This is a genomic window from Mesorhizobium sp. WSM4313 (genome assembly GCF_002294725.1).
In the GTDB taxonomy this organism is placed as follows: Bacteria; Pseudomonadota; Alphaproteobacteria; order Rhizobiales; family Rhizobiaceae; genus Mesorhizobium.
The window spans coordinates 296,138-310,539 of the sequence record NZ_NSFT01000006.1; the positions used below are offsets into that span (position 1 = coordinate 296,138).

Sequence of the window (14,402 nt, forward strand, 5' to 3'; positions counted from 1 at the left end):
TTGGCAGCTTCGGCGCCCCGTCTATCCGGCAACGCCGGAGATTGGCGAAAGCCGGCGCGGCATCTGATCTCCCCCCAAGTGGGGGAGATGGCCGGCAGGACAGAGGGGGGCGCGAAGGATCGCCAGCCCTGTTCTTCAATCACCACCATCACTCGCACTGGTACTGGCTGAGCGCCCATTCGCCGGTTACCGACAGAAGGTCGGAAACCTTCCAGGCGCCGCCGATTTTCTTCAGCTTCCATTCCAGCCGGTGCTGGTGGCCCTCGACGACAAAGGCGACCACCACCTTGGCCTCGTCGCCATTGACCGCCTCGATGGTGCGCAGGCTCCGGTCGATGGCGAGCTTGTCGTAATCTGCATTGTCGAGCGCCATGTTGGGGTCGAGGCATTCGCCCTCCCCCGAGGCACGCAGCGCATCGCTCTTGTCGAGCACGGTTTTCGCCGGCTCGATGAAGTTCTTGCGCTGAGCGGGATCGAGTTCGAGACCAAGATGCTCGTAGAACGGCTTGACCACCGCCGTCGGCGATCCGGGCAGGACGGGCGCGGAAGGCACCGGTTCGGCCGGTGCGGTTTGCGGCGCCGGTGTTGTGGCAGGCGGCGCCGCACCATCCGCCGGCGCATTGTCGTCGGGTGAGGCTTTTGGCGGCGGCGAGCCGAAGAGCCCCTGCGCCGAGGCTCCGCCGCTCAGCCCCGCGGCCAGCATCGACAAGCTCGACAGCGCGAGGACGAGAAGGCGAAGCACGGCATCACTCCGTCGAGGCGCCGCATTCCAGCGCGCTGAGCTTCCAGTCGTTGGTCTTGGAGCTGATGTCGGCGATCTTCCACTTGCCGTCCACTTTCTTCAGCGACCACACCATTTCGCGTTTGGAGTCATCGCCTTCCGGGAAAAGATTGAAGCTTGCGGTCACCTCGGCGGTGTCGCCATTGACGGCCTCGGTGAGCTTCAGCGTCTTCGATAGGGTCTTCTGATCGAAATCCTGCGCGTCGAGGCCGGGGTCGAAGTCGATGCAGGACACCTCGTCGGGCTTCTCCTTCTGCGCCTTGTCGTTGGCTTCGAACAGCCTGGTGACCGGCTCGGTGAAACGGTCACGGTATTTGGCGTCCGCCTCGAACTTCACCGCAGGCACATAGAAGAACTTCACGGCGTTGGACGCGGGTCCGGCAAGCGCGGCGCCGGGCAAGGCAATCGAAAGGACAGCGGCAAGCACTACCAGCTTCATGCAGGATCTCCGGGGTTCGGTGCGTGGCGGCAAGCTCGCCGCCACGCATCCTGCATATCGCCTTTTTTGCGGCTCATGAAGTCCAGGCGCGCTCAGGCATCCAGCCAGACGTTCTGGAAGTCCATTTCGTAGGTCTGGTGCATCGAATAGTTCTTCACTTTCTTGTTCATGTGGCAGTAGAGCTTCTGCCAGAAGGGCTGGACGATGACGCCGGAGTCCTGCAGGATCGCCTCGACGTCCTTCATCACTTCCTTGCGCTTGGCGACGTCGATCTGCGACAGCGCCTCCTTGAGCTTGGCGTCGAACTCCGGGTTGGAGTAGGCCGTCTCGTTCCAGGCCTCGCCGGTGCGGTAGCCGAGCGCCAGCACCTGCACGCCAAGCGGGCGCATGTACCAGATGGTCATGGAATAAGGATATTTCGTCCAGTCGTTCCAGAAGGTCGAGCCGGGCAGCACCGTGCGCTTCACCTTGATGCCGGCGTCGCGCAGCTGGCCGGCAATCGCATCGCCAGTGTTCTTCTGCCATTCGTCCTCGACCGTGATCAGCTCATGCTCGAAATCGGCCTGACCTGCCTCCGCCATCAGCTTCTTGGCGCCGGCGGCGTCGCGCTCCTTCTTGGGCAGCGGGTAGTATTCAGGATGGATCGGGCTGACATGGTGGTTCTCGCCGACCGTGCCGCGGCCATTATAGCCGAGCTGCATCACCTGGTTGTTGTCGACCGCCATCTGCAGCGCGTTGCGCACCCGCTTGTCGTCATAGGGCTTATGCGTGATGTTGGTGCGGGCAACGAGCGTGGTCGCCGTCGCGACCTCCGACTTCACCAGATCCATCTTGTCTAGCGGGTCGATGTAGTCGGCCGGCGTTTCGAAGTCGAGGTCGATCTCGCCGGAATCGAAGGCATTCAGCGTAGCGTTGAAGTCGGTGCCGTAGTCGATGAACTCCACGCCGTCGAGCGGCGCTTCGCCGCCCCACCACTTGCCGTTCTCGCGGCGCTTGACGACCGCCTTCTGACCAACCGAATAGGACACCAGCTCGAAAGCTCCGGTGCCGATCGGCTTCTTGATCGGGTCGGCGCCGTCCTTGTCGAAGTCGCGGTGCACGACCAGGGCCGGATAGTCGGTGAGGCCGGGGATGATGGCGATGTCGGCTTCGTTGAGCTTCAGCTTGACCGTGTGGTCATCGACCTTGGTGATCGCGCCGTCCTTGGCCTTGCCAGTCTTGGCATCGATAAGCGCGCCGACACGAGCCGCCATGGAATTGCCGGACGCCCCCTTCTCGCACCAGCGGTTCAGATTGAAGACCACGTCATCGGCGTTGAAGGCATCGCCATTGTTCCAGGTCACGCCCTTGCGCAGGTGCAGCGTGTATTCGGTGGCGTCGTCATTGACGTCCCAGCTTTCGAGCAGCACCGGCTCGAAAGTGAACTGGTGCGTGTAGCGCACCAGCGGTTCCAGCCACGTGCGGGTGACGTTTGCCATCTCCGTCCAGTCATAGGTGCGCGGATCCTTCTGCGCCTTGACCGACATCGCGACATGCAGCGTACCGCCCTTCTTGGGCTCATCGGCAAGGGCCTTGGTCGGCGCGGCAAGGCCGAGCATGCCATAGGCGAAAGCCGTCGATGCACCGAAAGCGCTTGCCAGAGCCAGGAATTCGCGCCGGTCGACACGCCCTGCCCGCGCTTCCTCGGCCATCGCCTCGATAGCGACCGGGACCCGGTCGCCATTGCTTCTGAACAGTGTCATTCTCTTTCTCCCATTGGTTTGAGCGGGTCTTTTGCCCTTTTGCTTGAACTATCGTCTATTAACTAACGCTGTCCGGCAGCTTTTCCTCACGCCGGGCGATCAAATCCCTGAGACCTTCGGCGATGCCTTCGTCGAGCTTCGGCTCCTGATAGTCGGCGAGCATGGCGCGCGCCTTTTCGCGGCCGCGCGTGTCATGATCCTTGGCGCCTTCGGCGCTCCACTGCTCGAAGGAATTGAAGTCCATGATGTTGGGCATGAAGAAGGCGCTCTCGAAATGCTCGAGCGTGTGCTGGGTGCCGAGGAAATGCCCTTGCGGACCGACCTCGCGGATTGCCGCCATCGCTTCCTTGAAATCGTCGAAGGGAACGCCGCCGGCATATTTATACCAGCCGACGAGCTGCTCGCAGTCGGTGGCGAATTTCGAATAGCCGCAGGTGAGGCCCGCCTCCAGCCAGCCGGCCGAATGCCAGATGTAATTGGCGCCGGAAAGGATCGCGGCATGCATCAGCATGTTCGCCTCGTAGCCCGCCTGCGCGTCGTTGAGCTTGGAGCCGACATGGAAGCCGGAGGTGCGCCAGGGCAGCTTGTATTTCCTGGCCAGCGCGCCCATCAGATACATCATCTGCGCGGCTTCCGGCGTGCCGCCCATCGGCGCACCGGTCTTCATGTCGACGGTGACCATGAACTGACCGTAGAGCTGCGGCGAGCCGGGCCGGATGAGCTGCGTGAGCGCCACGCCGGCGAGCGCCTCGGCGTTGACCTGCGCCACCGCGCCGACGGCGGAGGCCGAGGTCGAGGCGCCGCACAGCGCGAAAGGCGCCAGGATCAGCGGCTGGTTATGGCTCGCATAGACCCGCATGGCGTCGATCATGGTGGCGTCCCAGACCAGCGGCGAATTGCAGTTGGTAATCGCCACCAGCACGGGGTTGTCGCGCACGAACTCCTCGCCGAAGACGATGCCGGCCATCGCCATCGTGTCCTCGGCGCGCTCCTTGGATGTCACGATGCCCATGAACGGCTTGTCGGAATGTTTCAGCGCCGAATGGATGATGTGGAGATGCCGCTTCGGCACCGCGATTTCCATCGGCTCGCAGATGACGGAGCTCGAGGAATGCAGCGCCGGCGCCATATAGGCCATCTTGTGGAAATTGTTGAGGTCGGCGAGCGTGCCGTAACGGCGCTTGTTGTCGAGGTCGCGGATATAGGGAGCGCCATACATCGGCACGAAGATCGAGTTCTTGCCGCCGACGCGCACCGTGCGCTCCGGATTGCGCGCGTTGAGCGTGAACTCAGGCGGAACTTTCGAGACGAGTTCCATCAGGAGCGCGCGGTCGATGCGGACGCGCGTTTGCCTGACATCGGCGCCGGCCGCTTTCCAGAGCTCTATCGCCCCGTCGTCGCGGAATTCGCAGCCCACCTCCTCAAGGATCTTGAGCGATTCCTCGTGGATCAGCTCCACCGCCTCGTCGGGCACGATCTCATAGGCGGGGATCTTGCGCACAAGGGTCGGGAAGGATGCGATCGGCGCGCTTCTCAGCGCCTTGCGGCCAAGACGGCCGCCGCCGCGGCGGTGGGTCTGTTCGGTCAATTCAACGGCCGGTGCGTTCATGGAGACTCCTTCTTCCCGCCACTCACGTTAGCGAGGCAAAATATGGCTGTGACGCTGGAAAATCCTGATCTTCTGTATAAGTTCACCTTATGCGAAGCCTGCGCCACCTCCTGCCCTCGGCCGGCAGCCTCATCGTCTTCGAAGCCGCCGGCCGGCTGTCGAGCTTCACCGCCGCCGGGCGCGAGCTCGGCATGACGCAGGCCGCCGTTTCCTATGCGGTGCGTGGACTGGAGGAGCAGCTCGGCGCCAAGCTTTTCCAGCGGCGCCACCGCCAGGTGCTTCTGACGGAAGCCGGCGAGCGCTTCCATGCCGACGTCTCGCTCGGCCTGTCGCATATCCGCAAGTCGGCAGAGGACCTGCGCCTGCAGGCAACCGGCGGCCATGTGACTTTGGCCGCCTCGACGGCTTTCGGCTCGTTCTGGATGATGCCGCGCCTGCAGCAGTTCCGCGACGAACTGCCGGGTATCGACCTGCGCATCCAGACCGCCGACCGCGACCTCGACATCATCGCCGAAGGGATTCCGCTCGGCGTGCGCGGCGGGGTGCCGCGCGACTGGCCGGACTACCACTCGCTGTCGCTCTCCGACGAGGAGATCTTCCCGGTCGCCGGGCCGAACTACCTCGCTAAATTCGGTAAGCCGAAGACGGTCGAGGAACTGGCAACGCACCGGCTGATCCATCTCGAGGAACCCTATCGCGAGGCGCCGAACTGGGACGAATGGTTCGCGTCGGCCGGAACCAGCCTGCGCAATGCGGAGCGCGGGTTGCGCATCAACGATTATGCGCTGGTGATCCAGGCAGTGATGGAGGGACAAGGCATCTCGCTTGGATGGCGGCATCTGGTCGAGCGGCTGGTGGCATCAGGGCTGCTGGTGCCGGTGACCGATCATGTGATGCGGACCGGCATCGGCTTTCACGTCATCTGGCCGAAGAACCGCGACCTCAGCGAGAATGCGCGCAGGGTCAGGGACTGGCTGGTGGCGCAGGCGTGAACTGACCCCTCCCCCACGCCGTTCGAATCCGCCTATAATCGCCTCATGCCTATCCGCCAGCTTTCCGAAACGATGATCAACCAGATCGCCGCCGGCGAGGTCATCGAGCGTCCGGCGAGCGTGGTGAAGGAGTTGGTCGAGAATGCGCTCGACGCAGGAGCCTCGCGCGTGGAGATCGTCACCGCCGGCGGCGGGCTCAATCTCATCCGCGTCACCGATGACGGCTCGGGTATTCCGGAAAAGGAACTGGCGCTGGCGGTCGCGCGGCACTGCACCTCCAAGCTGTCCGACAACATCCACGACATCCGCTCGCTGGGTTTCCGCGGCGAGGCGCTTCCCTCGATCGGTTCCGTCGCGCGGCTGTCGATCCGCTCGCGCACGGCTGGCGGCGACAGCGCGGCCGAGATCGGCATCGACGGCGGGCGCGTCTCGGCGGTGAAGCCGGCGGCGGCAAACCGGGGCACCACGGTCGAAGTGCGCGACCTTTTCTTCGCCACCCCGGCCAGGCTGAAATTCATGAAGGGCGAGCGCGCCGAAAGCTCGGCCACCAGCGACGTGGTGAAGCGTATCGCCATCGCCTTTCCCGCTGTCCGCTTCACGCTGGCCGGCGCCGACCGCTCGACGCTGGAACTGCCCGCAACCAGCGACACGCCGGAGGGCCGGCTTGCCCGCGTCGCGCAAGTGATGGGCAAGGATTTCCCGGACAATGCCATTGCCATCGATGCCGTGCGGGAGGGAGTTCACCTTGCCGGCCACGTCTCGATCCCGTCCTACACGCGTGCCAATGCGCTGCAGCAATATGCCTATGTCAATGGACGGCCGGTTCGCGACAAGCTGATCGCCGGCGCGATCCGGGGCGCCTTCGCCGACGTGCTGCCGCGAGACCGGCATGCGGTGACGGTGCTCTTCCTGTCGCTGGATCCCTCGACCGTCGACGTCAATGTCCATCCCGCCAAGGCCGATGTGCGCTTCCGGGATCCCGGCCTGGTGCGCGGGCTGATCGTCGGCGCCATCCGCGAGGCGCTGGCCGGCGCCGGCATCCGCGCGGCGACGACGGGCGCCGCCGGCATGATGGCGGCATTCCGGCCGGGCGCGGCGCCCTATTCGCATGCCGGCCCGGCCAACGGCCATCGCAGCTATGGCTCGGCCTACAGTGGCTTCAGCTCCAGCGGTTTCGATCCGACACGTTCGCCGCAACGGCCGCTCGATATGGACGCTGGTGAGGCCAGATCGCAAGCCAATGGTTTTGCCGAGAACGAGCAGGCGGCCTTCGACACCGGCCCGCTCGCCAGCGCCGATGCGCGAGCCGGAATTGCCGAGCCGTCCGAGGCGCTGCTCGGCATGGTGCTGGGCGCGGCGCGCGCGCAGGTGCATGAGAACTATATCGTCGCGCAGACGCGGGATTCGCTCGTCATCGTTGACCAGCATGCCGCGCATGAGCGGCTGGTCTATGAGGCGCTGAAGAATGCGCTGCATTCGCGCGCCGTGCCTTCACAAATGCTTCTGCTGCCCGAGATCGTCGACCTGCCGGAAGAGGACGCGGAGCGGCTGGCCATGCATTCCGACACGCTCGCCAAATTTGGCCTAGGCCTCGAGCGCTTCGGTCCCGGTGCGGTGGCGGTGCGCGAGACGCCGTCGATGCTGGGCGAAACCAATGTGCAGCAGCTGGTGCGCGACCTTGCCGACGAGATCGCCGACAACGACACGGTCGAGACGCTGAAGGAGCGGCTGGACAGAATAGCCGCGACCATGGCCTGCCACGGCTCGGTGCGGTCAGGGCGCCTGCTCAAGGCCGAGGAGATGAACGCGCTGCTGCGCCAGATGGAGGCGACACCCGGCTCCGGCACCTGCAACCACGGCCGCCCGACCTATATCGAGCTCAAGCTCGCCGATATCGAAAGGCTGTTCGGGCGGCGGTGAGCGTCCCCTGGCTCGTTGCAACAGCAAGGGTCGGCGCCATACGCTGAATATCATTGCTTGAGGTGGTATTTTCCTGTCTTCGGGTTGAGAACATAGTCGTTCGCGCCTGCGAATTTGCCGCCTCCAAATTCCACCGAAATGATGTCCTTGCCTGCCTCCACCCATTTTTGCACGTTCATATAAATGGGCGTCGTCGACATACCGGCGTTGCAGTCCTCATCGTCGAAGCCGATCTCCTGAACGGCCGTCTTTTTCTTCTTGTTGATCACCAGCATTTTCGTCATGCAGATGCCGGCGTCGGACTTCGTGTAAATCCCCGCAAATCTGTCGCGGGTCGTCTCAGCCCAAAAGGGAATTTCGACGGTCCCGTCGATCTTCAGGTCGCCTGTATTGTCAAGACTCGCGACCTTCCTGAGCGTAACGGGAAATTTGTCCACGCCTTTGCTCCAGCTTCCCGCCGCGCCGCTTTCACTGATCTCGATAGAGAAAGGACATCCGGTGGTGTCGACGGGTGTTTTCGACCCCATCACGAGGACGCGTTGAAATTCCTGGTCGTCCGCGATCTCGCACAGCGTGAGCTTTGAGCCCTCCGCCTTGCCGTAGATCGCGATTGGGCTTTGCTTGGCGTCGTAGAAATAGCTTCCCTTTACACTGATCCCGCTGCCGAAGCTGGCATAGCGCTGCAGGGAGACGTGAACCGGGTTCGGTCCGATGGAACCTTCGTAGTTCTCCACCTGATACCAGCCCGCGAAGGCTTTTTGGCTTAGCAGCAGCAAGCAGCCAACCGCGGCAATGAACCCTCTTCCCACCCCTATCCCTCCGTCAAGGCGGATCAGGATAGCTTGCCTTGCGCCTGCGTCACAGGGGCCGCCGGTAGCCGCATTCAACTTTTCAGCTCGAGCCCGGAAACGGCCGTAAACTTTTGAACTAACGCTTCAAATTGACCACGATCACGCCACCCAGCGCCAGCGCGCCGCCCAGGATGCCGAGCAGCGACGGCACTTCGCCCAGCCAGAAGAAGCCGATCAGAGCGGAGGTCGGCGAGACGAGATAGAGGAAGTTCGAGGCGCGCGCGGCGGGCAGGCGCGACAGCGCGGTCGCCCATGCGGCATAGGCGATCAACGAGGGCACGATACCGAGATAGATGACGGCGCCAAGACCGGCGGTGTCGGCGACCGCTGCCTGCGAAAAAGCCTCGGGCAGGAAGGGCGACAGACAGAGCGCGCCGAGCACCATGTTGGAAGCGGATATCGTCAGAGGATGATGACGGGCAAAGAGCGGCTTCTGCACAATGGTATTGACGGCGGAGCAGAGCGCGGAGCCCAGCACCAGCAGCGCGCCGGCGTTGAAATGAAGGCCGTGCCCGTCGGCCACCGCGATGATGCCGATGCCGGCGAAGGAAATAACGGTGCCCAGCCAGGCAAGCCCCGAGAAGCGCTCGCCGAGCAGCGCCATCGCCATGATAGCGGTGAAGATCGGGCTGACATTGATGATGAAGCCGGCCGCACCCGCCGAGACGGTCAGCTCGCCGAAATTGAGCATGGCGGTGTAGAGCGCGACGAAGATGGCGCCGCCGAAGCCGAAGCGCCACAGCTCGTCCACCCGCGGCAGTGCCGGGCGTTTCACCGCGAGGAAGATGGCGGCCGGAACCGCCGCGATCGCAAAGCGCAGCGCGCCGAGTTCCAGCGGCTGGAAGGCGGCAAGGCCGGCGCGGATCGCCGGGAAAGCCGAAGCCCAGCCGATGACCGTCAGCGTCACCGCGATTGCGGCGGTGGTGTCCATGCGCCGTGTCTCATTCAACGTGCCGGTGTAAGCGCTCATTGCCGTAACCTCGTCTTTCTGCGTCATGGATGCATGAGAACGCCATTGCCGGCCAATTGACAAACGACCAATTCGAGAGTCAGCTGTGAGCATGGATCACAGCTCTGACCAGATACTGCCGCTTGAAACCCTGCGCGCCTTCGATGCGGCGGCGCGCATGGGGAGTTTTTCCGCGGCGGCTGAAAAGCTCAACCTCACCCATGGCGCGGTGAGCCGCCAGATTGCCAAGCTGGAGGACTGGCTTGGCTTGAAAGTGTTCGAGCGCAACGCGCGCGGCGTGACGCTGACGATCGAGGGCAACCGACTGCATTTGAGGACCGCCGAGGCCTTCGCGCTGATCTCATTCAACTCCGACCGCTGGGTCGAGCCGCGCGGCACGGCCGTGGTGCGGCTGGCCTCGATCCCGTCGGTGAGCGGGCTGTGGCTGATGCCGCGCATGGCCGCGCTGGAGAACCATCCGACCAAGCTGCGCATCGTGCTTGACGTCGACAACCGCCAGGCCGATCTCGCCGACGAAGGCATCGATCTTTCGGTGCGCTGCGGGCGCGGCCGCATTCCGGGCCGCATCTCGGTGCAGCTGTTCGAGGAGCATATTTTCCCGATCGCCTCGCCGGAGCTGGCGAAGGAGATCGGACGAGGCGACCCTGCCCGGCTGCTGAAATTCCCGCTGATCAACGATTCCGACGCATCCGCCTGGCGCGCCTGGCTCGCGGCGCAGGACATGGATTATCGCCCGCGTCCGCAGGACCGGCGTTTCGAGGATTATAATCTGGTGCTCGATGCGGCCGCGCATGGGTTGGGCATCGCGCTGGCGCGGCCCCCGCTGACGGCAGACCAGCTCCAATCCGGCCGCATCGTTGCCGTCGACGAGCGCGTTGCGCTCAATCCGGTATCTTATTGGATGGACCGCCCCGTCGGCCGGCCGCGCGCGGCAGCGGCGGACCTTGCCAGGCGCATCGCCGAACAGGCAGGGCTTGCTCCGGAAAAGCTCGAGGCTTTCCTTCAGGACGGCGTTTGAGCGGGCTTATCGAAGCAACAGAACCATGATGGTGGCGGTCACGGCCGAGACGATTGCCGTGACGATCGAGATCGTCCAAAGGGATATCGGCGCGGATTCCGATCTCGGGGCATGACCAGCCGGACCGGCCGCGGCACCGCGCGGCCGCGGCGCGTTGGCGTTGGCCGCGACCAGCATCGCGGCGGAAGCGATGGCCGGCGAAAATGTGGACAATGCAGGCGCAACCGGGGCTCTGGGCGCATTGTCGGCGACCGCTGCCTGCCGTGAGGCGAAGCCGCGCGGTGCCTGATCGGTATCTGTCGCCGCCCTGCCCGTCGAAGGTCTTGCCCGCGCGTCATCCAAGGCAGCATCGGGCTCCATGACGGCCCGGTAAGCGTCCTCGGCCTCGGTGGACGACAGGCGTTGCGATGCCTGGACGGCAGGGCGCGGCTGCGCGCTCTGCAGCGACTGGGCCGCGATTTGCGCCGCCTGCACCATTGATGGCGCCGGCGGCTGGACCAGCGTCTTGATCAAAGCCGCTGTCGCCGGATCGGCCTTGGGCGATGGCACCGCCTGGGGGGTGAGCGCCTCATTGATCAGCGTGTTCAAGCGGGTCGGAGTGATGTCCATGCGGGGGCTCCGGGAACCATTTGTCGCTGCAGCCATACCGGATGAGCATTGCGTCAAGCTTGACGTTGCTTGCGATTTATGGCGATTGAAACCCGATGAACTGCAGCGTCCTTTCATGATGAACCGTTTCGAAGGCCCGGGCGGCAGGGAAGCCCGGATCCGTTATCTCGACGGCGACTTCCAAGTCACCAGTCCCGGCTCCTTCGTGCGCTGTGCGGTGACGGGCGAGAACATTCCGCTCGACGAGCTCAAATATTGGAGCGTCGCCCGGCAGGAGCCCTATGTGAACGCCGCGGTGTCGCTTGCCCGCGAGATCGAGATGCACCCGGAATTGCGCAAGCGCGGATAAGCCTTGCGAGCCCATGGCGCTTGGCAGCCAAGCTCGACCGCTCAGGGTACTACATTGAAAAACTTCAGGAAATCTCTCAAGACACTTCTTCGCATGCCGCTTGTCATGCGCGCGAGATGGCGCGATCGGGCGGTGTCGAGGGCGCCCCGATTCAAGCTGACGGCCTGCGCAATCTTCCGCGAGGAAGCGCCGTTCCTGGCCGAATGGATCAGGTTCCATCAGAATGTGGGATTCGAGCATTTCTATCTCTACAACAACTTCTCGACCGACGACTTCAAAGCCGTATTGAATCCGTTCATTCAGGAGGGCCTGGTCACGGTGGTCGACTGGCCGCGGCCGGTGGGGCAGCTGTCGGCTTATAGGGACTGCATCCGCAGGCGCTGGCGCGAAGCGTTGTGGATCGGATTCTTCGACATCGATGAGTTTCTTTTCGCACCCGACGGACGTGACGTACCCTCGGTTCTGAGGGACTATCGCGACCTGCCAGGCGTTTGCGTCTGGCAAGCTTTCTATGGCTCCTCCGGCCAAGCGGAGCGACCGGAACGGCCGGTGGTCGAGGCCTATACGATGCGAGCCGGGCCGGACATCACGACGGTCAAGACAATCCTCAACCCGCGCATGGTCTACAGAGTGGGCGTCCATCAGTCGAAATTCCTGTCCGGTGAAGGGATGGACACCCGTCGACGGACCATCGCGCCCGGCATGCCTCCCCAGTTCGATATCCTGAGGATCAATCACTATTGGTCGCGATCACTCGCCGACCTCGACCAGAAAATCCGGCGCGGCGACGCCTCAACTTCCGCGCTGCGCGACAGGGATTGGCATTTCGACTTCGAAAGCAAGCTCAATGTCGAGCGCGACGAGGCGATCCTGCAGGCGATGCGGCGCGCAGGATAGCCGTAGCCACTTCTTCCCTTCCCATCGATGGCCCCACTCCGTCGTTTCAGTGCTGACACTTTCGCCTTTCTGGGGCTATAGACAGCAAAGGGCGACGGGTACGGGGGTTTGTTGTGAAGGTTCTTGTGACGGGTGGGGCCGGCTTTATCGGCTCGCATCTATGCGACCTGCTGCTGGCACAAGACCGGCAGGTACTATGTGCCGACAATTTTTCCACCGGCTCGGCGGAAAATATCGGTCATCTTCTGGGCAATCCACATTTCGAGTTTCTGAGGCACGACGTTACCGTGCCTCTCAAAGTCGAAACGGATGAAATCTTCAACCTCGCCTGCCCGGCCTCGCCTGTTCACTATCAGCGCATTCCGATCGAGACGACCAGGACCTGCGTCTATGGGGCGATCAACATGCTCGATCTTGCATGCGCTTCCGGGGCCAGGATCCTTCAGGCATCGACATCCGAGGTCTATGGCGATCCGCAAGTCCATCCCCAGACCGAGGCCTATTGGGGGCACGTCAATCCGATCGGGCCGCGCAGTTGCTACGACGAAGGCAAGAGATGCGCCGAGGCGCTGTTCTTCGACTACCGGCGTCAGTCGAAATTACCCATCAAGGTGGTGCGCATATTCAATACATACGGGCCTCGCATGCACCCGTCGGACGGACGGGTGGTCAGCAACTTCATCGTCCAGGCCTTGCAGAACGATCCCATAACCATCTACGGCGACGGTAGCCACACCCGCAGCTTCTGCTATGTCGACGATCTCGTCGATGCGATGGTTCGGATGATGGTTACGCCCGACGATTTCGTGGGCCCCCTCAACGTCGGCAACCCGACGGAAGTCACGATCCTGGAACTGGCCGAACTTGTATTGAGCCTTGTGGGCGGCAAGTCCAAAATCGAGTTCAAGCCCCTGCCGCAGGACGATCCCCGCCAGCGCCAACCCGACATAGGTCTGGCGCGGTCGACGCTGGATTGGTCTCCTCGCGTCGCTCTCGAGGATGGGCTCGCCGAAACGGTTCGCTACTTCCGCCGCCTCATCAACGGCAATTGACGGTGGGCGCGCCGCTTTAAGTCTTTGTCTTCATGCATGTCGTTATCGCAAAACCGCTGCACATTTTTTGCGCGACATGCATTAGCCCCGCATCTTGCGCAGGCGCCAGGCGTCGAGCGTCTCGTCGACGATGCGTTCGGGCACATGATCGAGCTCGAACACGGCCTCGATGTCGAGCACGTCCAGCTGGGCGAGGAAACCGGCAGGCGTCTCGCCATGGCGCAGCCGCGCGGCGTCCTTTGCGGTGGTGACGAGGCGCAGCCCCTCCTGCCGCGCTAGCGCCAGGAGGTCGGCAAGCTCGTCCTGGGCGTAGAAATGATGATCCGGAAAAGCGCGCGACTGAGCCACTTCGCCGCCCGCGCCGCGCACCGTGTCGAAGAATTTCTCCGGATGACCGATGCCGGCAAAGGCCAGGAAGCGGCCGCCGGCGAAACGCGACGGGTCGGCCGGCTCGACATGCGCCAGGAAGATCGGCCTCCCGGCGCGCGCCGCCTGGCGCACGACGCCGTCGGCGGCGGTCCCCTCGCCCATCTTCAGCAAGCCGCTGGTGAAGACCAGTTGGTCGACGACCTTGGCGCGGAGAGGCCCGCCCGGGATGACTCGGCCGTTGCCAATGCCGAAGCGGGCGTCGACCACGACCAGCGCATAGTCGATATGGATGCGCGCCGACTGGAACCCGTCATCCATGATCAGGAAATCGCAGCCACGTTCTTCGATGAGCAGCTTCGCACCGGCGGCGCGGTTGGCCGTCACCGCGACGGGCGCATGCTCGGCCAGGAGCAGCGGCTCGTCACCGACATGCTTGGCGGCGTCGTGATGCGCATCGACGACATGAGGCCTGGCGAACGAGCCGCCATGGCCGCGCGACAGGAAGCCTGGCGTGAGCTGCATGCGCTTGGCCTGCTTGGCCAAAGCGATGGCGACCGGTGTCTTGCCGCTGCCGCCGACGGTAAGGTTGCCGACGCACAGGACCGGCGCTGCGACCTTCTCGCGCGGCGCGTGGCGCATGCGACGGCCGGCGACCAGCCCATAGATCGCCGATGCGGGCGACAGCGCAAGCACGCGCCAGTCCGGCTTTTCCCACCAGAAGGGTGGCGCTTCGCTGGTCATCGCGCCTGCTCCATGCGTCTCGGTTTCGCGCATGGACTTCTCCAAAAATCGGATCCGATTTCT

14 protein-coding genes are annotated in these 14,402 nt (G+C 63.7%); 6 read left to right on the plus strand and 8 right to left on the minus strand.

The genetic code is table 11. The features are described 5' to 3' along the window. Positions 1-148: 148 nt before the first annotated feature. From CK219_RS16605 to CK219_RS16620, 4 genes are all read right to left on the minus strand, one after another. Positions 149-742: a YbjP/YqhG family protein gene (locus tag CK219_RS16605; RefSeq protein ID WP_245340501.1), complete on the minus strand. Its 594-nt coding sequence runs from the start codon at positions 740-742 to the stop codon at positions 149-151. A gap of 4 nt (positions 743-746) precedes the next feature. Beyond that, the gene (locus tag CK219_RS16610) at positions 747-1,220 is read right to left on the minus strand and encodes a DUF3828 domain-containing protein (RefSeq protein ID WP_095767810.1); all 474 of its coding nucleotides are present in this window, start codon (positions 1,218-1,220) and stop codon (positions 747-749) included. A gap of 92 nt (positions 1,221-1,312) precedes the next feature. After that, positions 1,313-2,962: an ABC transporter substrate-binding protein gene (locus CK219_RS16615; RefSeq protein ID WP_095767811.1), complete on the minus strand. Its 1,650-nt coding sequence runs from the start codon at positions 2,960-2,962 to the stop codon at positions 1,313-1,315. 58 nt (positions 2,963-3,020) lie between these two features. Continuing rightward, positions 3,021-4,571 (minus strand): trimethylamine methyltransferase family protein, encoded by a 1,551-nt coding sequence (locus CK219_RS16620; protein ID WP_095767812.1) that lies wholly within the window; start codon positions 4,569-4,571, stop codon positions 3,021-3,023. An 89-nt stretch (positions 4,572-4,660) separates the two neighbouring features. Between CK219_RS16620 and CK219_RS16625 the strand changes: the two genes are divergently transcribed. Together CK219_RS16625 and mutL are read left to right on the plus strand one after the other, a co-directional pair. Next, entirely contained in the window at positions 4,661-5,563 is a 903-nt protein-coding gene (locus CK219_RS16625) for a LysR substrate-binding domain-containing protein (protein WP_095767813.1), read from the plus strand. 45 nt (positions 5,564-5,608) lie between these two features. Next, positions 5,609-7,483 (plus strand): DNA mismatch repair endonuclease MutL, encoded by a 1,875-nt coding sequence (mutL, locus tag CK219_RS16630; RefSeq protein ID WP_095767814.1) that lies wholly within the window; start codon positions 5,609-5,611, stop codon positions 7,481-7,483. A gap of 50 nt (positions 7,484-7,533) precedes the next feature. Here mutL and CK219_RS16635 read toward each other — a convergent pair whose 3' ends face one another. Together CK219_RS16635 and CK219_RS16640 are read right to left on the minus strand one after the other, a co-directional pair. Then, positions 7,534-8,370, minus strand: coding sequence for a hypothetical protein (locus CK219_RS16635; protein WP_141245361.1), 837 nt, complete (start codon positions 8,368-8,370; stop codon positions 7,534-7,536). Between the two features lie 40 nt (positions 8,371-8,410). After that, entirely contained in the window at positions 8,411-9,304 is an 894-nt protein-coding gene (locus CK219_RS16640; protein ID WP_095767915.1) for an EamA family transporter, read from the minus strand. Positions 9,305-9,395: 91 nt separating this feature from the next. Here CK219_RS16640 and CK219_RS16645 point away from each other — a divergent pair, with 91 nt between their 5' ends. Continuing rightward, a complete protein-coding gene (locus tag CK219_RS16645) occupies positions 9,396-10,322 on the plus strand; it encodes a LysR substrate-binding domain-containing protein (RefSeq protein ID WP_095767816.1) in 927 nt (308 codons plus the stop codon). Positions 10,323-10,328: 6 nt separating this feature from the next. Here CK219_RS16645 and CK219_RS16650 read toward each other — a convergent pair whose 3' ends face one another. Next, a complete protein-coding gene (locus tag CK219_RS16650) occupies positions 10,329-10,931 on the minus strand; it encodes a hypothetical protein (protein WP_095767817.1) in 603 nt (200 codons plus the stop codon). Positions 10,932-11,046: 115 nt separating this feature from the next. Here CK219_RS16650 and CK219_RS16655 point away from each other — a divergent pair, with 115 nt between their 5' ends. The 3 genes from CK219_RS16655 to CK219_RS16665 all read left to right on the plus strand — a co-directional run bounded on the left by CK219_RS16655 (position 11,047) and on the right by CK219_RS16665 (position 13,229). Next, on the plus strand, positions 11,047-11,280 hold the full coding sequence (locus CK219_RS16655) for a DUF2093 domain-containing protein (RefSeq protein ID WP_040986608.1): 234 nt from the start codon (positions 11,047-11,049) through the stop codon (positions 11,278-11,280). Between the two features lie 93 nt (positions 11,281-11,373). Continuing rightward, a complete protein-coding gene (locus CK219_RS16660; RefSeq protein ID WP_095767818.1) occupies positions 11,374-12,177 on the plus strand; it encodes a glycosyltransferase family 92 protein in 804 nt (267 codons plus the stop codon). A 113-nt stretch (positions 12,178-12,290) separates the two neighbouring features. Then, positions 12,291-13,229: a UDP-glucuronic acid decarboxylase family protein gene (locus CK219_RS16665; RefSeq protein ID WP_210200006.1), complete on the plus strand. Its 939-nt coding sequence runs from the start codon at positions 12,291-12,293 to the stop codon at positions 13,227-13,229. 81 nt (positions 13,230-13,310) lie between these two features. On the opposite strand, the gene lpxK is transcribed toward CK219_RS16665, so the two are convergent. After that, positions 13,311-14,339, minus strand: a complete 1,029-nt coding sequence (gene lpxK, locus CK219_RS16670) for a tetraacyldisaccharide 4'-kinase (RefSeq protein WP_095767916.1) — start codon at positions 14,337-14,339, stop codon at positions 13,311-13,313. Positions 14,340-14,402: the final 63 nt, after the last annotated feature.